At 63.7% G+C, this 19,121-nt stretch carries 19 protein-coding genes; 17 read left to right on the forward strand and 2 right to left on the reverse strand.

Annotated elements, in window-relative coordinates; translation table 11 throughout:
• Nucleotides 1-286: DUF1206 domain-containing protein (locus NG701_RS00205; protein WP_252563121.1), on the forward strand; the 286-nt coding region annotated here is incomplete at its 5' end.
• Between the two features lie 277 nt (nucleotides 287-563).
• Here the strand turns inward: NG701_RS00205 and NG701_RS00210 are convergent.
• Entirely contained in the window at nucleotides 564-800 is a 237-nt protein-coding gene (locus tag NG701_RS00210; RefSeq protein WP_252563124.1) for a hypothetical protein, read from the reverse strand.
• A gap of 739 nt (nucleotides 801-1,539) precedes the next feature.
• Between NG701_RS00210 and NG701_RS00215 the strand changes: the two genes are divergently transcribed.
• Complete coding sequence (locus NG701_RS00215; RefSeq protein ID WP_252563127.1) at nucleotides 1,540-2,052, forward strand: universal stress protein; 513 nt, start codon at nucleotides 1,540-1,542, stop codon at nucleotides 2,050-2,052.
• Between the two features lie 31 nt (nucleotides 2,053-2,083).
• Here NG701_RS00215 and NG701_RS00220 read toward each other — a convergent pair whose 3' ends face one another.
• Nucleotides 2,084-2,464 (reverse strand): DUF485 domain-containing protein, encoded by a 381-nt coding sequence (locus NG701_RS00220; protein WP_252563130.1) that lies wholly within the window; start codon nucleotides 2,462-2,464, stop codon nucleotides 2,084-2,086.
• Between the two features lie 265 nt (nucleotides 2,465-2,729).
• On the opposite strand from NG701_RS00220, the gene NG701_RS00225 reads away from it, so the two are divergent.
• The 15 genes from NG701_RS00225 to NG701_RS00300 all read left to right on the forward strand — a co-directional run bounded on the left by NG701_RS00225 (nucleotide 2,730) and on the right by NG701_RS00300 (nucleotide 19,049).
• Nucleotides 2,730-4,001: a 3-hydroxyacyl-CoA dehydrogenase family protein gene (locus tag NG701_RS00225; RefSeq protein WP_252563133.1), complete on the forward strand. Its 1,272-nt coding sequence runs from the start codon at nucleotides 2,730-2,732 to the stop codon at nucleotides 3,999-4,001.
• A gap of 82 nt (nucleotides 4,002-4,083) precedes the next feature.
• A complete protein-coding gene (locus tag NG701_RS00230; protein WP_252563136.1) occupies nucleotides 4,084-5,265 on the forward strand; it encodes an acyl-CoA dehydrogenase family protein in 1,182 nt (393 codons plus the stop codon).
• A gap of 9 nt (nucleotides 5,266-5,274) precedes the next feature.
• Entirely contained in the window at nucleotides 5,275-6,909 is a 1,635-nt protein-coding gene (locus NG701_RS00235) for an AMP-binding protein (RefSeq protein ID WP_252563139.1), read from the forward strand.
• Nucleotides 6,906-8,105, forward strand: a complete 1,200-nt coding sequence (locus NG701_RS00240; protein WP_252563142.1) for an acetyl-CoA C-acyltransferase — start codon at nucleotides 6,906-6,908, stop codon at nucleotides 8,103-8,105. The genes NG701_RS00235 and NG701_RS00240 overlap by 4 nt, the downstream gene beginning before the upstream one ends.
• On the forward strand, nucleotides 8,089-8,772 hold the full coding sequence (locus NG701_RS00245) for a TetR/AcrR family transcriptional regulator (protein ID WP_252563145.1): 684 nt from the start codon (nucleotides 8,089-8,091) through the stop codon (nucleotides 8,770-8,772). Before NG701_RS00240 ends, NG701_RS00245 begins: the two co-directional genes overlap by 17 nt.
• A gap of 54 nt (nucleotides 8,773-8,826) precedes the next feature.
• The gene (locus NG701_RS00250; RefSeq protein WP_252563147.1) at nucleotides 8,827-9,684 is read left to right on the forward strand and encodes a helix-turn-helix transcriptional regulator; all 858 of its coding nucleotides are present in this window, start codon (nucleotides 8,827-8,829) and stop codon (nucleotides 9,682-9,684) included.
• Nucleotides 9,685-9,801: 117 nt separating this feature from the next.
• Nucleotides 9,802-11,157: an MFS transporter gene (locus tag NG701_RS00255; RefSeq protein ID WP_252563150.1), complete on the forward strand. Its 1,356-nt coding sequence runs from the start codon at nucleotides 9,802-9,804 to the stop codon at nucleotides 11,155-11,157.
• Nucleotides 11,158-12,610: 1,453 nt separating this feature from the next.
• A complete protein-coding gene (locus NG701_RS00260; protein ID WP_308291935.1) occupies nucleotides 12,611-12,904 on the forward strand; it encodes an SDR family oxidoreductase in 294 nt (97 codons plus the stop codon).
• Between the two features lie 223 nt (nucleotides 12,905-13,127).
• A complete protein-coding gene (locus NG701_RS00265) occupies nucleotides 13,128-14,120 on the forward strand; it encodes a polysaccharide deacetylase family protein (protein ID WP_252563156.1) in 993 nt (330 codons plus the stop codon).
• 54 nt (nucleotides 14,121-14,174) lie between these two features.
• Complete coding sequence (locus NG701_RS00270) at nucleotides 14,175-14,600, forward strand: hypothetical protein (protein WP_252563159.1); 426 nt, start codon at nucleotides 14,175-14,177, stop codon at nucleotides 14,598-14,600.
• Between the two features lie 63 nt (nucleotides 14,601-14,663).
• Nucleotides 14,664-15,128 carry an LpqB family beta-propeller domain-containing protein gene (locus tag NG701_RS00275; RefSeq protein WP_252563162.1) on the forward strand — a complete coding sequence of 155 codons (465 nt, stop codon included), beginning with the start codon at nucleotides 14,664-14,666 and terminating at the stop codon, nucleotides 15,126-15,128.
• A complete protein-coding gene (locus NG701_RS00280) occupies nucleotides 15,125-16,834 on the forward strand; it encodes a DUF5671 domain-containing protein (protein ID WP_252563164.1) in 1,710 nt (569 codons plus the stop codon). The genes NG701_RS00275 and NG701_RS00280 overlap by 4 nt, the downstream gene beginning before the upstream one ends.
• Before the next feature lie 37 nt (nucleotides 16,835-16,871).
• Entirely contained in the window at nucleotides 16,872-17,738 is an 867-nt protein-coding gene (locus NG701_RS21100; RefSeq protein ID WP_308291932.1) for a GyrI-like domain-containing protein, read from the forward strand.
• Nucleotides 17,705-18,721: a DUF5129 domain-containing protein gene (locus NG701_RS00295; protein ID WP_252563166.1), complete on the forward strand. Its 1,017-nt coding sequence runs from the start codon at nucleotides 17,705-17,707 to the stop codon at nucleotides 18,719-18,721. The genes NG701_RS21100 and NG701_RS00295 overlap by 34 nt, the downstream gene beginning before the upstream one ends.
• Nucleotides 18,705-19,049 (forward strand): hypothetical protein, encoded by a 345-nt coding sequence (locus NG701_RS00300; protein ID WP_252563168.1) that lies wholly within the window; start codon nucleotides 18,705-18,707, stop codon nucleotides 19,047-19,049. Before NG701_RS00295 ends, NG701_RS00300 begins: the two co-directional genes overlap by 17 nt.
• The last annotated feature ends 72 nt before the right edge of the window (nucleotides 19,050-19,121 follow it).

The raw sequence follows: 19,121 nt of genomic DNA on the forward strand, positions 1-19,121 counted from the left end.
GTTCAGGAAGGATCTGCGGCTGCCGTCCTCGGGCACCGGCCGGTCCGTTGTGACGGGGCTGGGCGTGGTCGGCTACGTAGCAGAGGGCATCGCACTGTTTCTGGTGGGATTGCTGGTCATCATTGCCACAGTTAGCGCCCACCCTCAGGAGTCCACCGGCTTGGACGGCGGATTGAAGGCCCTGCGCGAGCAGCCGTATGGAGTTTATATGCTGACCGCCGTCGGCGCCGGTCTGATCTGCTATGGCCTTTACCTGATGGTGAAGGCCAAAGTCGCGCGGATGTAAGCCGCCGGCCGACGCGGCCGGCTCCTGCTCCTGCTCCTGCTCCACTGACCTGGGGGAACGGCCGGCCCGCCCGGGAGCCGCCAGGAGCGCGTCGACAGGCGAAGGGGCAGCGCAGCGGGAAGGTCACCAGACCTCACCGGTGCCGATCTGCACGAAGCGGACGTGAGCACTGCCGATCTTTCGGAAGCCTCTGTTCACACACGGATCCAGATCAATGCGGCCGCAGACGATTGCAGGACAGAACGACCTGCAGCACGCAGACTCCTGCCGACCGTGCTCAGGTCATCCTGCGCCCCATGAAGAAGCCGACGGCAGCGAGGATCAACAGCACCACGCCAACCCAGATCAGGAAGTTCAAAGAAGGAACCAGCCCGGCTCCTAAGAGGAACAGCACCGCAAGGACCGCTACGACGATCAGAAGGACGTTCATGACCGTTACCCGCCTTTCTTGAAAACGTTCAAGCTCATCGAGCCGGCGGTCGAGATCTTCGGGAACGCGCAGATTCATGTCCATACCCACGGTACTAATGACGTCATGGAGGCGTTCACGTTCCGTCGGCTCGTGAACTTGGGTGCTTGAGTCACGTCATGTCGCTTGGACCCGCGAACGCCATGGAGAAGGAACAAGCCAAGACCTCGTCCGTAAGGAAGGAGCGCGGCCACAGCAACGGCCCCCAATAAAAAGGCCCCCGAAGGGGCCCATGAGTGAACAGTTTGTGCACACTCAGAGGCCCACAAGCCCCTTAACAGGGAAAACACGTGCCCGAGGTGGGACTCGAACTGCATTCCAGCCCCTGCTAACACTGGGAACTCCCGGAAACATGCGGAATCCGGACCGATCCGACCCCAGTACGACCCGATCCGAAGCCCAGGGTGTGCACATTGTGCACACCCCTTTTTGCCCACTTTACGACCAATCGCAGGCGTCCACGCTGCACACCTTGCTCTCCAGGGGAAGATGTCTTGCCCGACTCATCCGGTCTCTGGATAGCAGCTCAATGCTCTTGCTCCCGCGAATTTGTCGATAAGGCGAGTGGTTACACGGTTTGGACGGACCCGTGGACTCTGCTTTAGCCCATGCGGCTACTTCGGTGATTGGACCTAAATAGCATCAGACTCCCGGACAGACCCGAGAAACATCCGTAGGCAGTTCCGTTCGCCTGCTGGTGCGCATATGCTCGGCACACAGCCACCGCTAATGGGAGCTGCAGACTAGGAACAACCAGGGGATTCACCTTCGAAGGAGAATGATCATGGATGCGGAAGCCAAGGTTCTTGTCGGTGTGGACGGTTCGGAATCGTCCATCCAGGCGCTCCGTCTGGGGGCACAGCTGGCGCCGGCCCTGAACGCCACCATTGTCGCTATTGCCTGTTGGGATTTTCCGGAGATTTACGCCGGATATGTTCCACCCGATTTCGCCCGGTTTGAAGCGGCTGCGGCGAAGACTCTTGCGGACGCCTTGGAAAAGGCGTTCGGTGAGGAGACTCCGGAAAGACTGACCTCGCAACTGGTCCGCGGACCGGCTGCGGCGAAGCTCGTGGAAGCGGCGGCCGGCGCTTCATTGCTGGTGGTTGGACGCCGGGGCCATGGGGGTTTCCTTGGCATGCACCTCGGCTCCGTGAGCTCTGCGTGTGTTGCCCACGCGGACTGCCCCGTCTTGGTGCTGCATGCCGAAAGCAGCCACCGCTCCCATCATCTATGGAAGGGCTCCAAGGCCAAAGGGCAGACCCCCGGAAAAGCCGGGATTCCGCCTCTCAAGCAGTAAGACACGGCTTCTCACAGGAACCGGGTCCCTCTCATTTCGCCGCTCCGTCCACTCGGTTGCCGGATTGGTCGAACTCGTGGCCTTCGATTTCGTGGCGGATTTCGGCGGCGATGGGGTCCAGTTTCCGGTTGGAGTAGCTGACATACCAGCCCGTAATGGCGAAGGTGGAAACAAACTGAAGAAGGCCCATGATGAGCCCGATGTTGATGTTTCCCCAGACCCTGATGGACATGAATCCGGCGGCATAATCAGCCAGCAGGACGTATGCGAAATACCAGAGCAGGAATGCGATGGCCATGGGAAAGACAAAGCTACGGTGGCGTTTGCGAAGTTCCTGGAACCGCTCGGTCGACTGGACTTTCTTAAAATCCACGGTCTCCGCTGCTTCCGGAGTTTCGGCTTCGTTACCCATCGTTCCTCCTCATTGAGACTTACAGTGCACACCGGCTGAACAGACGTCCGGCCAATGTGACTGCTCTCACTGTGGCGCGTGGCGGCCGCCGTTCCCATTGTCTCGCATAGCCCCGATTTAGTCTCACCCTAATGCGACATCAGCCGAATTGAGGCGCACAGAAAAGAGATCATCGCGCCAACCCAGCCGTTCCGAAGCCACAATCACCTTCTTTGGCACTGAGTATCAATTGACTTGACACTCAGTTTCACTGTAGAACGGTGACATGGTTCCTGACAATGTCGTAGAAACTGCCTCACTCACGGGCGCTGCCGTCGACGCCTGCAAGTCGCCCGGAAAATCGGTGCAGGCGTATGCCGCGGCCCTACTGGACACTCAACGGCAGCGACCGGCGGGCGCACCCAGCGCCGATCCCCGCCCCGTCCGAAGCGTTGGCGTAATCGGGGCCGGGCTCATGGCCGGCCAGCTTGCCCTTGTTTTTGCCAAACAGCTCGGCGTTCCTGTCCTGATCACGGATCTTTCCCAGGCAAAGGTGGATGGCGCGCTTGGCTGGATCGCCGGGCACTTGGAGAAGTTGGTGAGCCGGGGGCAACTCAGCGAAACGGCGGCCCGCGACCTGGGAAGTCTTGTCCGCGGCACAGTGGATAAGCGCGAGTACCGGGACTGCGATGTGGTCATCGAGGCGGTGTTCGAGGAGTTGGCCCTCAAACGCGCCGTCTTCGCGGAGATCGAGCCCCTGCTGCGCACTGATGCGCTGCTCCTGACGAATACGTCGTCCCTTTCCGTGACGGCGATGGGTCAAGGCCTGGCCCATCCGGAGCGCCTGGTGGGACTGCATTTCTTCAATCCGGTGGCTGTGCTGCCGCTCGTGGAAATCATCAGCACTGAAAGCAACGATGACGTCAGCGTCGCCACCGCTTGTTCGCTTGCCCGGCTTCTGGGCAAGACTGCGGTCCTGGTAAAGGACACTCCGGGCTTTGTCGTGAACCGGATCCTGACCCGGCTGTTCTGCGAACTGCTGCAGGTCATTGATGACGGAACGGACATCGAACTGGCGGACCATGCCCTGGACCCCCACGGGCTACCCATGACTCCGCTGACGCTGCTGGGTTTCATCGGACCCGCGGTCCAGTTGCACATCTGCGAGACCATGCACGCCGCCTACCCTGACCGGTTTTATGTCAGCACCAGCCTGGCAGCCATTGCGGATGCCCGGCTGCGCGGCTACCTCGCTAAGTCCGGCATGGTGCTTCCCGAGGCGGCCGTCCTGCTGCCGGCTGCCGAAGCCGGAGGTTCAGCGCCGGCACCGGATGCGGAGGCCATCAGGGCAGGGATACTTGACGCCCTGGCCGAGGAGGTGGGCCTGATGCTCGCCGAAAAGGTGGTGGCCGGTCCGGCGGAAGTGGATTTGTGCATGCTACTCGGCGCCAACTTCCCCCAGCATCAGGGAGGCCTCACACCGCTGCTAGACCAAAGCGGCGCCTCCCGGCGTGTGTGGGGACGGGATTTCCACCCCGGGTCCGGCTTCGCCGGATAGCCAAGGGCGCGCGGCCCGCCCAAACAAGAGCCGCGACCTCCGCGCCATTCTTCAATTCCTCCCCAAAAAAGGATGCAAGCCCATGCCCGACTATGACGTCGCTGAACCGCTGGACACGGACTACTACTCCGTCTTCGCCAACATTTCCGCACCCGACCGCGAAGCGTGGAGGCGTGCCCGGGATTTCACAGCGGAGGCCCTGCCGCAGATGAACGACTACTGGGAACGGGCCGAGTTCCCCGCCCACCTGGCCAAGCGGATGGGCACCATGAACCTCCTAGCCGATGGCATTGACGTACAGGGCCTGGAGGCCATGTCCGCGCTGGCCGCCGGCCTGGTCAACATGGAGGTCTCCCGCGGGGACGGTTCGCTGGGTACGGTCATCGCAGTCCAGGGCGGCCTGGTACTGCGGACGATTGCCCTTTTTGGCTCCGACGCCCAGCGCAGGACGTGGCTCGGTCCGCTGGCCCGCGGCGAAAAGCTCGGCGCCTTCGCCCTGACGGAACCGAACCACGGCTCCGATTCCGTGGCACTGGAAACCACCGCCTCGCCCGACGGGGAGGACTACGTCCTCAATGGCGAGAAGAAGTGGATCGGCAACGGCTCCGTAGGCGATGTCACGGTGGTCTGGGCACGCGATGACGACGGCGACGTCCGTGGTTTTCTGGTGGAACAGGACCGGGAGGGTTACGAGGCCGAGACCATCACCGGAAAGGCCTCGCTGCGCGCAATCCATCAGGCCCGGATCAAGCTCAACAACGTCCGCATTCCAAAGGCCAATCTTCTCCCCGGTGCCCGCACTTTCAAGGACACGTCCGAAATCCTTGTTGCCACCCGCCTGGGGGTGGCCTGGTCCGCCCTCGGCCACGCCACCGCCGTCTACGAATCCGCGTTGAACTACGCCACGCAGCGGACACAGTTCGGCAAGCCGCTGGCAAAGTTCCAACTTGTCCAGGAGCGCCTGTCGTACATGCTCTCGGAGCTGACCAGTATGCAGCTGCACTGTTTCCACCTCGCGGGGCTTGATGCGGCCGGCCAGATGCGCCCCACCCAGGCCTCGATGGCGAAGTACCACAACACGCGCAAGGCCCGGGAGTTGGCGTCCATTGCCCGCGACATGTTGGGCGGCAACGGCATCCTGCTGGAAAACCACGTGATCCGGCACCTCCTGGACATCGAATCCATCCATACCTACGAAGGCACGCAAAGCATTCAGACCCTATTGATCGGCCGCGATGTCACCGGACAAAGCGCCTTCGCCTAAGGATTCGCCATGACCACAATTGAGCTTCCCAATGAAACCCCGCTGAGCCCCCTGCGGTTCCTGCAGCGCTCCGCCGAGGTGTTCGGACAGAAGACGGCGATCATCCACGGTGACCGCTCCTATACTTACCGGGACTTCGCCGCCGAAGCCCAGGGGCTGGCCAAAGCAATCATGAGCAGGATCCAGCCGGGCGACCGGGTGGCCTTCCTGTGTCCTAATGTGCCGGAACTGCTGATTGCCCATTACGCCGTCCCGCTGGCCGGGGGCGTCCTGGTGGCCCTGAACTCGCGGATGTCCGCCCGGGAACTCCAATACATCCTGGAGCATTCCGAAGCCAGGCTGCTGTTTGCCGATTCGGAACTGCTGGCCACCGTGGCTGGACTGGACCTGGGCCTGACACAGCTGGCTGAGGTGATCGAAGTGCCTGACAGCACCATCCCGTATCCGGAGGTCCCGACAGGTATGGGCACGACGCAGTACGCGGACTTCCTCGCCGCGTCCGGACACCAGGAAGCAGATCTTCCGTGGAGTGTCGAGGACGAACGGGCCCCGATCACCCTTAACTACACCTCCGGCACCACGGGCAAGCCCAAGGGCGTGCTCTATTCGCATCGCGGCGCTTACCTGAACTCGCTCGGGGAAACCTTCCACAATCACTTCACCGGCGACACGCGCTACCTCTGGACCCTTCCGATGTTCCACTGCAACGGCTGGTGCACCACTTGGGCCGTGACGGCGGCCGCAGGCGTCCACATCTGCCTGCGGGCAGTGCGCGCCGACGCCGTCTGGGACGCCATCGACACTCTCGGAGTCACCAACCTCTGCGGCGCCCCCACGGTGTGCAGCATTATTGCCGGCGCACCCCAGGCCCACGAGCTGAAGGCGCCGCTGCGTATCACGACGGCGGGCGCGCCGCCGTCGCCCGCGATCATCACGTCACTGGAGTCAATCGGGATCAGAGTGGTCCACGTTTATGGGTTGACCGAGGTGTACGGCCCGTACACGATCTGTGAGCATCAAACCGAGTGGGATGATCTTTCCGCCCAGGACAGGGCCGTCAAGATCTCCCGCCAGGGGGTGGGGATGCTGCAGGCCGAGACGGCGCGCATCGTGGACCTGGACATGCTCGATGTCCCGGCCGACGGCGCAACGCTGGGCGAAATCGTGCTGCGTGGCAACAACGTGATGCTCGGTTACTTCAAGGATCCCGAGGCCACGGCCGACGCCTTCCGCGGCGGCTGGTTCCATACCGGCGACCTCGGCGTGATGCATCCCGACGGCTACATCCAGCTCAAGGACCGGGCCAAGGACATCATCATCTCCGGCGGAGAAAACATCTCCACTATCGAGGTGGAACAAGCCATTATGAGCCACCCGGCGGTGCTGAACGTGGCCGTGATCGGCGTCGCGCACGAGAAATGGGGCGAACGCCCGGTGGCCTTTGTCATCCGCAGCAGCTCCAGCTCGGTCACGGCCGAGGAGATCAGCTCGCACGTCAAGGGCCTGCTCTCAGGATTCAAGGTTCCGGACAGGATCCTTTTCCCCGAGGGGCTCCCCCACAACTCCACCGGCAAGGTCCTGAAGTCGCGGCTACGCGCCCTGGACCTCAGCGCCCCAGCCCTCAGCAAGGAACCCACCAAATGAGCAGCCAGGACATAGTTGTTGTGGGCGCGGCCCGCACCCCTCAGGGAAAACTGATGGGCCACCTGGCTTCACGGAGCGCTATACAGCTTGGCGCCGCGGCCATCGCCGCGGCTCTGGAACGCTCCGGGGTTGGGCCGGCCGCCGTCGATGCGGTCATCTTGGGCCAGGTCCTGACGGCCGGCGCCGGCCAGAACCCCGCGCGCCAAAGCGCCGTCGCGGCAGGAATACCGCTCAGCGCCCCCGCCGTCACCGTTAACAAGGTCTGCCTCTCCGGGCTGAGTGCCATCATCCAGGGCGTCAGGCTGCTCAAACTGGGCGAGGCGGATGTGGTGGTCGCCGGCGGCCAGGAATCCATGAGCCAGGCACCGCACCTGCTCACCGGCTCGCGCGCCGGCTACCTCTACGGCGGCATCACGGCCGTGGACTCGGCCGGCCATGATGGGCTCACGGATGCCTTTGACCACGAGCTCATGGGCATTGCCACGGACCGCGCCAACGCGGACCTACAGCTCTCCCGCGAGGCGCAGGACAATATCGCGGCGCTGTCCCACCAGCGGGCGGCCGCGGCCCGGGCCAAGGGAAGATTCAGCGCCGAAATCGTCCCTGTTTCGGTGCCGCAGAAGCGCGGCGCGCCCGTGCTGGTAAGCGATGACGAGGGCGTACGCCCTCAATCCACGCAGGAGGTACTGGCCGGGCTGAAGCCGGCCTTCACCGCGGCGGGAACAGTCACCGCCGGAAATGCTTCGCCGCTGAGCGACGGCGCCGCCGCCGTCGTGCTGGTGACCCGCGCCTACGCCGATGTCCACGGGCTCGACGTGCTGGCCGTCGTCGGGCCCGCCGGGCAGATCGCCGGGCCGGACACAACGCTGCCGGACAAGCCGGCACAGGCAATCACGGCGGCCCTTGCCCGCGCCGGCTGGACGGCCGGGGACCTTGACTTCGTGGAGATCAACGAGGCCTTCGCCTCGGTGGTGGCGCACTCCGCAGCGACCCTGGGGCTCGGTTTGGACAAGGTGAACGTCAACGGCGGGGCCATCGCCATTGGACATCCGATCGGCGCCTCCGGAGCGCGGCTGGTGGTCTCGGCCGTCCATGAGCTGATGCGGCGCGGCAGCGGCAAATCCGCCGTAGCGCTTTGTGGCGGCGGCGGACAGGGTGACGCGCTGCTACTGTACCGGGATGGCATCAGTGGCTAATTTCCGTTCCGGCGTGGCCGAGGCCGCGCTGGATCTGTTCACCGACAATGGCTACGACCCGACCAGCGTGGACGATATTGCCCTCGCTGCCGGAATCTCCCGCAGCACCTTCTTCCGTCAGTTCCGCGCCAAGGAAGACGTGATCTTTGCGGACCACGAAGCCCTGCTCGCTGAGCTGACGGTCTACCTGGCAGCCAGCCATCCCGATCCGTGGGAGGCTGTGTGCCAGGCCGCGGTGCTGGTCTTCGTGAAATTTTCCGAACGCCGGAAGTTGTCCCAAAAGCGCTACCACGTGGTGCAGGCGGTGCCCGCGCTGCGGGACCGGGAAACGATCATGGTCTCCCGCTATGAACGGCTTTTCTCGGACTACCTGCGCCAGGCACTGCCGGGCATATCAACGCTTGATGCAATCCGGTTCGCCGCTGCTGTCACGTCAACCCATAACTATGTGCTGCGCGAAATGATGCTGGACTCCTCCCGCGGTTCCCTCCAGAACCTGGAACACGAGCTGTTGGCGGTGCGCCGTATGTTCGGCGTACTGCCGCAGGGCGACCCCGCATCCGTCCCGGCCGGGGACGACCTGGTTGTGGCCGTTTTTCCCCGCTCGACACCCACTGCTGAGCTGGCGCGGCGCATCCAGGACAAGCTCGACGGCCGCTCCGTCTAGCCCGCTGCGTCCAGCTGCACTTCTAACTGCTCCATCTAACCGGGGAAGGGCCCTATGACAGGGCATGACAACGACGTCTACCGTCCGAGCGACCGCGACCTGCTGAAGCGGGCGATCCGGGAAACCGCAGCCCGGACGGGCTCAGCGGTGTTCTTCGCAGGCCTCGTGAACCGCACGGAGCTCATCATCACCGAGTTCTTCGGCACGACGACGCACGGTCTGAAGAACCTCAGCGTGCAGCCCGGAGAGGGGGTGGGCGGGCGCGCCCTCTCCCAGGCGCGCACCATCGGGGTGGCCGATTACTTGGACTCCGACAACATCACCCATCATCACGACGACGCCGTACGCATCGAGGGGCTGCGGACCATGGTGGCGCTCCCCATCCTCGTGGACGGCCGTGCCCGGTGTGTGCTCTACGCGGCAACGCGGGAGCGCACATCGATCGGCGAGTGCGTGGTGACCGAACTCAGCGCCGGCGCCTCGAGGATCTCGCGGGAACTGGCCATTCGGGACGAGGTGGACCACCGGGTCGCCATTCTCCGGGTCGTCCAAAGCCTGGCCGCGGAGCCACCGGAACGGGACCTCATCGAGACCGTCCGGCTTGCGCATGCCGAGCTCCTCTCGGTGGCCAGCACCACGACTGATCCCGAACTCGCCCAGCGCATCCTCGCCGTGACCGCACGGCTCGAGGGCTCCGACGTGGCGCCGGCCGGCGTCCCGCACCTCACACGACGGGAGACGGATGTGCTCGCCCAAGTGGCGCTCGGCTGTTCCTATGCCGAAACCGGCAAACGGCTCTCACTCAAGGCAGTCACGGTGAAGAGCTACATGCAGTCGATCATGGCGAAACTGGACGTGCACAGCCGCACGGAGGCCGTGGTGGCCGCGCGCAGGCTCCGCCTTTTGCCCTGACCGGTGGCGCGAAACACCTCCATCGGGAGGTGGTGGCGAACGCGCGGCGCTGGCACGATGACATCTTCGCGTCGAAACAAACCTCGTCTCGACGACCGATGTCAAAGGAGATATCGCATGCTCGAAAGCCTCGCACCGGTTGTGAACCGGTCCGGTCCGCGCCCCACCTCGATGGCCAGGGTCGCCGTCGCCAGCTCGATGGGCAGCATCATCGAGTTCTACGACTTCCTCATCTACGGCACGGCTGCGGCCCTCGTCTTCCCCCAAGTCTTCTTCCCGGCGCTCGGCCCGGCCGCCGGCACTCTCGCCTCGTTCGGAACCTTTGCCGTGGCCTTCGTCTCGCGCCCCCTTGGTGCCGTCCTGTTCGGCCACTTCGGTGACAGGCTGGGGCGCAAGAAAACGCTCGTCAGCACACTGCTCATCATGGGCATCGCGACCGTCACCATCGGGCTGCTGCCCGACGCCAGCGTAATCGGGATCGCCGCGCCGATCATCCTCGTTGTTCTCCGCTTTCTTCAGGGATTCGCTGTCGGCGGCGAATGGGCCGGCGCGGCACTGATGGCCGCCGAGTACGCCCCGCCCAAACACCGAGGCCTCTTCGCAGCCTTCCCCCAGCTGGGCCCGTCGATTGGCTTCGCCCTCGCGAGTGCAACCTTCCTCATCATCAATCTGTCACTCGGCGACAAGTCGGAGGCATTCCTCACGTTCGGCTGGCGCATTCCGTTCATCGGAAGTGCCGTGCTCGTTATGATCGGTCTCTACATCCGCCTCAAGATCGAAGAGACTCCGGTCTTCAAGGAGGCCAGCGACTCGAGCGCCGTCGCGGCCGGGCCCCGCAAGCTGCCCGTGTGGGAGTCGGTGCGAAACCAGCCACGCCAGATCCTCTTGGGCGGCGCCTCCACCATGATGCTCTTCGCCTTCTTCTACATCGGCACAGCCTTTCTCAGCAGCTATGGCACAAGTGCCGAGGGCCTTGGCCACAGCCGGCCCACCATCCTCTCGCTGGGAATCGTCGGCGCGATGTTCTTCGCTGCAGGAACTATTGGCAGCGCAATGCTCTCCGACCGGATCGGCCGCCGAGCCGTGATCGTTGGCTCGTGCGTCGTGGCGATCCCCTGGTCGCTCCTGCTCTTCCCGATCCTCGACATCGGCACCACCTGGTCGTTTGCAGTCGGGCTGTCCGGCACGCTGCTGATCGTCGCCGGAATCTACGGTCCGGTGGGCGCCTTCCTGCCGGAGCTCTTCGCCACCCGCTACCGCTACACAGGCGCCGGAATGGCCTACAACCTCGGAGCGCTCGTCGGCGGTGGCGTCACGCCACTGGTGGCGGCATCGCTCGGCGCCAGCCTGGGGAGTCCCGCCATCGGGCTGCTTCTGGCCGGCGTGAGCCTGGTGAGCCTCTTCGCCACCTTCGGCCTCCCGGAAACCCGTGGCATCGACCTCGCAACCTCCGGAACCACCGCCGCAAAGTAAGCGTACAGCCGGCCACCGGGTCGGCGCTTCGGTCGCGGTCGACGTCGGCGGTGGCATCTATGAGGGCCCGGTAGCCGGTCAGCTTCGTCTCCCGCGAATCGATTCGGTCCCGCTTGTGCGCACGTCAAGTTTTTGAGACAGTTTCGGCGTTGTATTTCGGTTAGGAGCTGGTGGAGCCTGGCTTCGGTGAGCGGTTCGGTGTCCACGGCGTTGATTGCTGGGGTGGCGGCATTCATTGCTTCTCTCATCATGTCGAGGGTGGCAAAGGCGTAGAAGGCTGAGGTTGTGCTCATGTGAGCTCGAAGCCGCCTTCTCGGTCCTCGTCCGGGCAGCCGCCCGCCTGGACGCGCCGTCGAGGGTGATGAACGCCTGGACCACGATCGAACTCACAGGTTTCTCCCTGTCTGTTGTTGATAGGCGGCGGCGTTATGGTGGCCGTCAGGACTCAACCTGGGCGTAGGCGACGAGAACGCCGCCGTCGCTCAGGGTCGTCACGCTCTTCAGGTCCAGATCCATTCGAGTCTCGATCCCGTCGAAACAGACGCTCCCCCACCTCGACGATGACCGCAGCTGTTCGACTGGCGGGTGCAGAATCTGGAGTACGTGCCAAACGTACATGAGAGGTCGCCGACCCGTCGACACCCTTCCCCTTGTGCAGGCGACCTCAGACAAATCGTGCAGGCGACTCCGGAAACTGACAGCCCGCATCCGATTCGCATCACCGAATCGTCTCAACCGGGTTTAGCGTTACACTCCACCGCATACACGGGAAGCATTACAGAATGAGCCCCCTGGCTCCGCCATTCTGCAAAGTCCCCTCGGAGTGTCTTGCGAACGATCGTTCATTTGACGGAGTGCCCGACCGGGCATCACGGTTGGGGAACCCATCGGCATCAAGAATATTGCGGGTCTGGGCGAGCATCTTCCCCTTTGTTTGTTTGCTGGGTCCGCCTGAAACGGGGACAGTCGACACGGCTGCCTGAGCGTGTCTAGTTTTCCGTCAGGGGGTTCTGTAACCGCAGTTTTCCCAATAATTTGGCAAATTGCTTGATTATTCCGGGCTGCTCTTTTATTGCCATGCCTATCACTCGTCTGGGGACCGGGCTTTCATGAATTGGATCGCCCTTAGATCTTTTTCGTAGAAAGTTCATGGGGGAAATGAACCTTTTCCAGCGCCGTCGCGAGCCTGCCTTTTTCCGATCAATTTCCGCAGCAAGTCCTGGTATCCGGGCCTTTCTGGTTTTTGTGGTGGCGCTGGCGGTTGCTCTTTACGGGTTCGCCGTCCCCGCGTCTGCCGCGCCGGCATCTGTTGCACCTCCGGCGCAGGCCGGTCCGGCGGTGGTGCCGGCGCAGTCAACGCCGTCGGTGCAGGCCGGTGTGTTCGTCCCGGCGCAGGGCCGGGCGGTGGATACGCGTTCGGGTCTGGGCGGGATCACTGGTCCGGTGACAGCCAATACCTGCATCGAAGTTCGGCGTGCGTGGCCTCACCAGGAGTGCTGCCCTGGACCTCGGCCGCCATGGCATCAGAGTCAATTCCATCCATCCCGGCGTCATCTCCACCCCTATGACAGCAGGAATGGCGATGGACATGAGCCACGTGGCGCTCAGCCGCATGGGCCATCCAGGGGAAGTTGCGGACCTCGTCCTGTACTTATCATCCAACGAATCCTCGTTCGTGACCGGTGCCGAGTTCGTCATCGATGGTGGCGATACCGCAGGAATAGTAACCCCGCCCGAGGCAGCGTAGCCCCCACACCAGCAAAGTCTAAGAAAGGAATGTGGGCGGTTTCATCATGACGGTCCTCGTTGCCAATATAAGTGCGCTGGGTCCACCCGGGAGATAGCCCAACGGATGGCCTCCCGTTTTGCACCCGAACGACCCGTCTGGGACCGGTCAACGACCTGCAACCCTTCCTCGATCTCGAGGTACGCGGTCACACATCCTCATGGCAGGTGAGGAGCTCCGCATCATGGCTCATGACGAAATCCAGCCCATCACCGAGGTCACAGCTGCGCCGGTGACGCTGCAACACAAGCTCTGCGTCCTGAGCAGCAGCTCGGACTCGGACGCGTGCTCCTCGGCCGCCAGCTGCTCCAGCCGCCGGCCGTCTGTTTCGAACTGCGGGCCAGCAGCCGTGACATTGCCAATATCCGGTAGCGGACGACGGCGCGTGGTTGCCGTCGCGGTGGTGCTCGCCCTGGTGGTACTCGCCGTGGTGACCGCTGTGGTGATCGCTGCCCAGCCCGGCAGGCCGCCGCCCGTGACCGTACCTCCTGTCCCCGTGCCGACCCAGCCGGAGCCGACACAGACCGAGCCATCCGCTCCGCTGCCGGCTGAGCCGGTCACGCCGTCGCTGAGAGGCCACGACCTGACGGTTCTCCCGGGCGCCGGGCGCGCGGTGGCGCTGACGTTTGATGCCGGGTCCAACGCAGCGGGCTTGCCGAAAATACTGTCAACGCTGTCCGCAAAAGGAGTGGCCGGCACCTTCTTCCTGACGGGGAACTGGGCTGCCACGAATCCTGGAGGAGTCAGCCAGATCGTTGCGGCAGGACATAGCGTGGGCAACCACTCCATGACGCATCCCGGATTCACTAGCCTCTCCTATGAGCTGATCACGCAGCAGGTCATCGAAGCCGAACAGGCCATTTCAGCGGCGGGCCCGGATGCGCGCTCCTTCTTCCGCTTTCCCTACTGCGGACGGGACGCACGGACAATCGCGGCCGTGAACGACCTGGGCTATGTCGCCATCCGTTGGACGGTCGATACGTTGGGATGGAAGGGAACGAGCGGCGGAATCAGCACGCAGACCGTGACGGATCGGGTCCTTGCCGCCCTGCAGTCTGGTGAGATCGTCCTGAGGCATATCGGTTCCAACCCCGACGACGGCAGCACGCTTGACGCCGATGCCCTCCCCCATGATCGACCGCATCAGCGTCGCCGGCTACGGCTTCGTCACCCTTGACGTGCTCTTGAACGGATAGGGCACTGGACGGCGCCGGACTCCTTGGGAGGAAACATGCGCAGAGCCTCACTGCTTGTCGTGCTCGGCCTGGTGGCCCTGCCGTCGATCATCGGCGGGAAAGTAATGGTCGTGGGCACATTGCTTGGCCCAGAGCGCCTGGGCATTCCATCCGGCATGGCACTCCCCCTGGAACTCCTCCAGGGTTCGCCATTCAGCACCTACCTGGTTCCAGGGCTCCTGCTCGCGCTCATTGTCGGCGGAATCCACTTAGGCGCGTTCATCCTGCTTATCAGGCGCCACCCGTGGGCGCCCCTCGCCAGTGCGACGGCGGGCTTTTCGATCCTCATCTGGATTTTCATCCAGATGGTATTCGTGCCCTTCAGCATTCTCCAAGCCGTGTATTTCGCCGCCGGACTGGCTGAGCTTGGCTTTCTCCTGCTGCTGCTGGATCTCATTGACCGGCAGGACAGAAGGATGTGAGCTGGGCCGAATAGGGCCGGAAGACACATACGAAGGGGGCAACCTGTAGGCCATACTGGCGGCATGAACGCAGCGCCGGGAAAGCCCGACCGGATTCTCCTCGCCATCGTGTCCGCTATTGCGCTGTTGGTAATAGTCGCACTGGCAGTCGTTTTCACGCGTGGGGAGCCTGAGGCACTGGACGGGTCGACACCCCAAGGAGTGGTCCAGCGGTACAGCACTGCTGTCATTGACGGCGATACGGCCACAGCCAATTCCTACCTCACGGAAGCGGCCAGTTCCTTGTGCGGCGGCTTCCACGAAGGCGGTCCGCTGCCGACCCGGGTGGTTTTGATCTCTGCCACAGAGCGGGACAACTCGGCTCTCGTGAAGGTCTCGGTCGTCGGTTCAGGTTCGGGCGGCCCGTTCGGACCGTCCGAGTACGAGACGGAGGATCGTTTCTCCCTGGTGAAAACAGCTGGCAAATGGCTGATCGACCAGGCACCATACCAGCTCCTGTCATGCACCGGATCGTCAGTGAAGCAATGACTTTCCAAGTCCCGACGACCGTCTCCACGGCAGGTTCCGCCCAACTCACCCTCCGCCGCCTGATCCTTTACGTACTGTTATTCGCCCTGGTAATGATCGCGGCGGTAGGCATTAGCGGCCTCTTGGAGCGACTGTTCAGCTCGGCCGCGGTACTCGCGTCAACTGATGTGGCCGGGCTTGCCCGCTCCCTTGCCTTCACGTTGATCGGCGGACCACTCGCCGGGCTCCTGTGGTGGGTTGTCTGGAAGAGGCTCGACGACGGCGCGGAACGCACCACAGCGGGGTGGGGCCTGTACCTGACCGGCGTTTATGCGGTCTCCTTGATCTCAGCCGTGACGGCCCTGCTGGGGATGGCGGCGTCCTTCATCGGCCGGGTGGAACCTCAGTGGTATTCGCCCTTATCGAATGGCCTTGTCTGGGCCGGCATCTGGATCTGGCACCACTGGATGTGGCGGCACCCCGTCAAACATCCAGTCAATCTTGACGACGTCCCGGCGGTCATCGGCACGGTCTTCGGCCTGCTGGTGGGCACGTTTGCCACCATCACCGCCCTGGGCGGCCTGCTCGACGTCGCGATCCGGGGCCAGATCAGCCTGACCCCGGGCGTGGAAGCGTGGTGGCAGCCCGTACTCCGGGCCCTGGTCTGGGCCGTCGGCGGAAGTATCGTGTGGTGGTGGCACTGGTTCAGGGGCGGCGGACGCAAACTCGAGACCACCCTGGTTGATGTTGCGCTGGTTGGTGTCGGGATCTTCGCCGCGGGCATCACAGCGCTCGCTGGAGCCGGCGTTGTGTTCTTTGTGCTCCTGAGAACGGCATTCGACCGCGGTGACCCGATGACCGAGCTGCTGGCTCCGCTGGGCCCGGCCATCGCCGCTGCAGCCGTCGGCGCTTTGGTGTGGCGCTATCACCGCGTAAGCGGAGCCCGCCGTTCTGTTGCCACCCGGCGTGCCGTCCAGTTGGTGACATCAGGGGTGGCCTTGGCAGCGGCTGCGTCCGGAGTGGGCGTGGTCATCAATGCTTCGCTTGCCATGGCCGTTTCACCCCTCGCCGGCGGCGGCACCCGCACCCTCCTGCTGGGTGGTATCAGTTCCCTCATTGTGGGAGGTCCGGTCTGGTGGCAGGCCTGGAAGCCGACGAGGCAACTGCAAAGTGCGGACGCCATTCCTCCCGGCAGGCGCGTTTACCTCATCGTGTTCTTCGGCATCAGCGCCGTGGTGGCGCTCATTGCCCTCCTGGTGATTGGATATCGGCTCTTTGAATTCCTCCTGGGTGATGTAACGGGAGGTAGCCTCCTGGACCGGATCCGCACGCCGCTCGGCCTCCTGGTTGCCGCAGGGTTCGTTGCCGCGTACCACTTTGCCCTGTGGCGGCGCGAACACGTCATGGCGGCCGCTTCCCCGCCGAGGGCGCACACCATCGACCAGGTCACATTAGTGACCGCCTCCTCTCCGGAACCCTTGTCCAAAGCAATCACCGACGTGACCGGCGCCAAAGTCACCGTGTGGCGAAGGGCCGACGCGGCACAGGAAAAACGGCCCACAGACGGCGCCCTGCCGGCTGAACATGAGCTGGTCGAACAGGTGCTGGTCGAACAGGTGCTGAACGCACTTGCTGGCGTCACGGCCAAGCGCATTCTGCTGGTGATCGGTCCGGCTGCCGGTCAGGGGACCGGGATCGACGTAATTCCCCTGGAGACAACAAGATAAATCGCAATAACGCCCCCACTTCAGAAAGGTGAGTCCAATGGGTGGAGTAGTGCATTTCGAAATCCCCGCGGACGACGAAGAACGCGCCAGGGAGTTTTACAGATCGGTGTTCGGCTGGAACTTCCAGGTGCTGCCGGAGATGGAATACAGCCTGGCCATGACCACACCGGTGAACGACCAGGGCAGGCCCACGGAGACCCGGTCCATTAACGGAGGGATCTTCCGCCGCGGAGACATGCTCCAGGCCCCGGTGGTCACGATCGATGTCGAGGACATCGATGCGGCGCTGGAGCAGATAAGCCGTCTCGGAGGCGGGACGATACGGGGCAGGATGGAAGTTCCCGGTTCCGGCTGGAATGCCTACTTCCGGGACAGCGAGGGAAATGTGATCGGACTCTGGCAGAACGCGGCAACTAACGCCCAGGCACGGTCCATGGATGCCGTGAACCCGGAACCAACGATAGTCCACCGCGCCGAGCAGCCAACCGCTGTCCTGCGCGAAAGAGTCGCCATGGATGCCCTAGCGGAGTTCTTCAGCCGCGCGTTCGCCGCCGTGGCTGCGGAAGCCCAGAGACAAAACATCCAACTGGCCGGACCGCCGTTTGCCCTCTGCCGCGGGACGCCCACCCAGACGGTCGACGTCGAAGCCGGCTTTCCGGTCAGGGGCACCCTCGCGGACACCGGGACGGTGGTGATCAGTACCCTTCCCGAGGCCGAGGCTTTCGAAGCAATGCACACAGGACCCTACGACACGCTGCCTCAGACCTATGCCGCCCTCCAGGACCAGATGAAGAAGGCCGGAAAGACGCCCTCTGACACCATGTGGGAGTACTATCTGAACGGGCCACCATCCGAGCCCGATCCGCAGAAGTGGCAAACGAGGATCGTTTGGCCAGCCGGCTGATGCTGAAGAAGTTCGGGCTTCTGCTGCTGCTTGTGGTTGCGATGTTGCTGGGAAGCGGTCCTGCGGCCTTCGCGGTCACGCCTGTCGACGTCGTTGTGGAGGACCGGGCGGGAGTACTGGACCTCAACACCCTGGTCCCTGCCATCAATTCGATCGAGTTCCACTCCCCTACCAAGTTGGTGGTGTATACCTACAACGGCAGCATGGCGGACAACCTGAACGAGGAGGTCCTCAGGTTTGCCCGGACCGAACACCCGGACTGGATCAGCCCCGACGAGCAGAAGTGGGCTGACGGGCTCTTCATCTTCGCGCTGGATCCCGTGGGCCGGCATGTGGGCACCTACATGGGCGAGGACCGCAAGGTCTCGCTGGAACAACGCGATGACATTCAAAGCGCTGCCAAGGATCTCCTGCGGGACGCCCAATGGACGGACGGAACCATCGCCGGAGTCCGGCGCGGCGCTGAACTGATCAACCAGCCCTGGTACCAGTCAGCTGCTTTCGTGATCACCGCGTGGGTGATCGGAGCGGCCGCCGCCCTGGGCGCCGGCGCGTGGTTGACAGTCCGGGCAGTGACCAGGGCCGGCAGCCGGAAGGAACTGGAACGCGGAGACAGGAGCTACGCCAGCGTAAGTATGGACCTGGACGTCACCGAACTGAATGCCAGCACCATCCCGGAGTCCTCGCGCTACGGCAGCAGCGTCTTGGAGAAGCACCGCAACTTCCGCACCCGGTACGGCGCCGCCACCGAGCTGTCGAACCGGGTACATGCCCTCACACCGAAGGCGCTGGCCCGCCGATCCAGCCTTAGGCTCGCGCGGGAGTATGCCGATGCGGCCGCTGAACTGGACGCCCTGGACGACGTCATCGCGGACAGTAATGCGTTGTTGAACCGGGCCAGCACCTGGCCCACAGCCTGGGACCGGCAGCTGGCACCCTTCCGCAGCGACCTCGCCGGAAACGGCGTTGAACCACCTTCGTGACGCCCGCAGCCGTCTGTCCAACCTCTTGAAGGAGCACGCGGAAACCGTGATCGACGGCTTCGCCAAAACCGAGCGTGAAGCAAAGCTCATGCGCAGGGAGATGGAGAATGCCCAGGATGGCCTGGACCACCACCAGAGGCGGAGCTACGAACCCAGCATCCTCGGCACTGTCTATCCGTCCTACTATTTCTTCTCGGTTCCTGCCTTCAACTCCGGCCTGAACACCGGCGTCGGCAGCGTCAGCTCGGCCCGGGGCGGAGGCGGCACCACAGGCTACGGCAGCAGCGGGGGAAGCTTCTCCGGCTCAGGCAGTTCGTCGAGTTTCTAAGTGACTTTCGGCCCTACAGGTCTATTGTCTTAGGCCACAGGCTGGAGAGGCCGCGAACAGGCACTGAAGGGA

This window comes from Pseudarthrobacter cellobiosi (assembly GCF_023913815.1).
Lineage (GTDB): Bacteria > Actinomycetota > Actinomycetes > Actinomycetales > Micrococcaceae > Arthrobacter > Arthrobacter cellobiosi.

Excerpts from the sequence above, each read along its gene's own strand:
- NG701_RS00220 (WP_252563130.1), bottom strand. The coding sequence starts at position 2,464 with ATGGGTAACGAAGCCGAAACTCCGGAAGCAGCGGAGACCGTGGATTTT.
- NG701_RS00245 (WP_252563145.1), top strand. The coding sequence starts at position 8,089 with ATGGCATCAGTGGCTAATTTCCGTTCCGGCGTGGCCGAGGCCGCGCTG.
- NG701_RS00210 (WP_252563124.1), bottom strand. The coding sequence starts at position 800 with ATGGACATGAATCTGCGCGTTCCCGAAGATCTCGACCGCCGGCTCGAT.
- NG701_RS00225 (WP_252563133.1), top strand. The coding sequence starts at position 2,730 with ATGGTTCCTGACAATGTCGTAGAAACTGCCTCACTCACGGGCGCTGCC.
- NG701_RS00255 (WP_252563150.1), top strand. The coding sequence starts at position 9,802 with ATGCTCGAAAGCCTCGCACCGGTTGTGAACCGGTCCGGTCCGCGCCCC.
- NG701_RS00250 (WP_252563147.1), top strand. The coding sequence starts at position 8,827 with ATGACAGGGCATGACAACGACGTCTACCGTCCGAGCGACCGCGACCTG.
- NG701_RS00215 (WP_252563127.1), top strand. The coding sequence starts at position 1,540 with ATGGATGCGGAAGCCAAGGTTCTTGTCGGTGTGGACGGTTCGGAATCG.
- NG701_RS00230 (WP_252563136.1), top strand. The coding sequence starts at position 4,084 with ATGCCCGACTATGACGTCGCTGAACCGCTGGACACGGACTACTACTCC.
- NG701_RS00240 (WP_252563142.1), top strand. The coding sequence starts at position 6,906 with ATGAGCAGCCAGGACATAGTTGTTGTGGGCGCGGCCCGCACCCCTCAG.
- NG701_RS21100 (WP_308291932.1), top strand. The coding sequence starts at position 16,872 with ATGGGTGGAGTAGTGCATTTCGAAATCCCCGCGGACGACGAAGAACGC.
- NG701_RS00235 (WP_252563139.1), top strand. The coding sequence starts at position 5,275 with ATGACCACAATTGAGCTTCCCAATGAAACCCCGCTGAGCCCCCTGCGG.
- NG701_RS00275 (WP_252563162.1), top strand. The coding sequence starts at position 14,664 with ATGAACGCAGCGCCGGGAAAGCCCGACCGGATTCTCCTCGCCATCGTG.
- NG701_RS00265 (WP_252563156.1), top strand. The coding sequence starts at position 13,128 with ATGGCTCATGACGAAATCCAGCCCATCACCGAGGTCACAGCTGCGCCG.
- NG701_RS00280 (WP_252563164.1), top strand. The coding sequence starts at position 15,125 with ATGACTTTCCAAGTCCCGACGACCGTCTCCACGGCAGGTTCCGCCCAA.
- NG701_RS00270 (WP_252563159.1), top strand. The coding sequence starts at position 14,175 with ATGCGCAGAGCCTCACTGCTTGTCGTGCTCGGCCTGGTGGCCCTGCCG.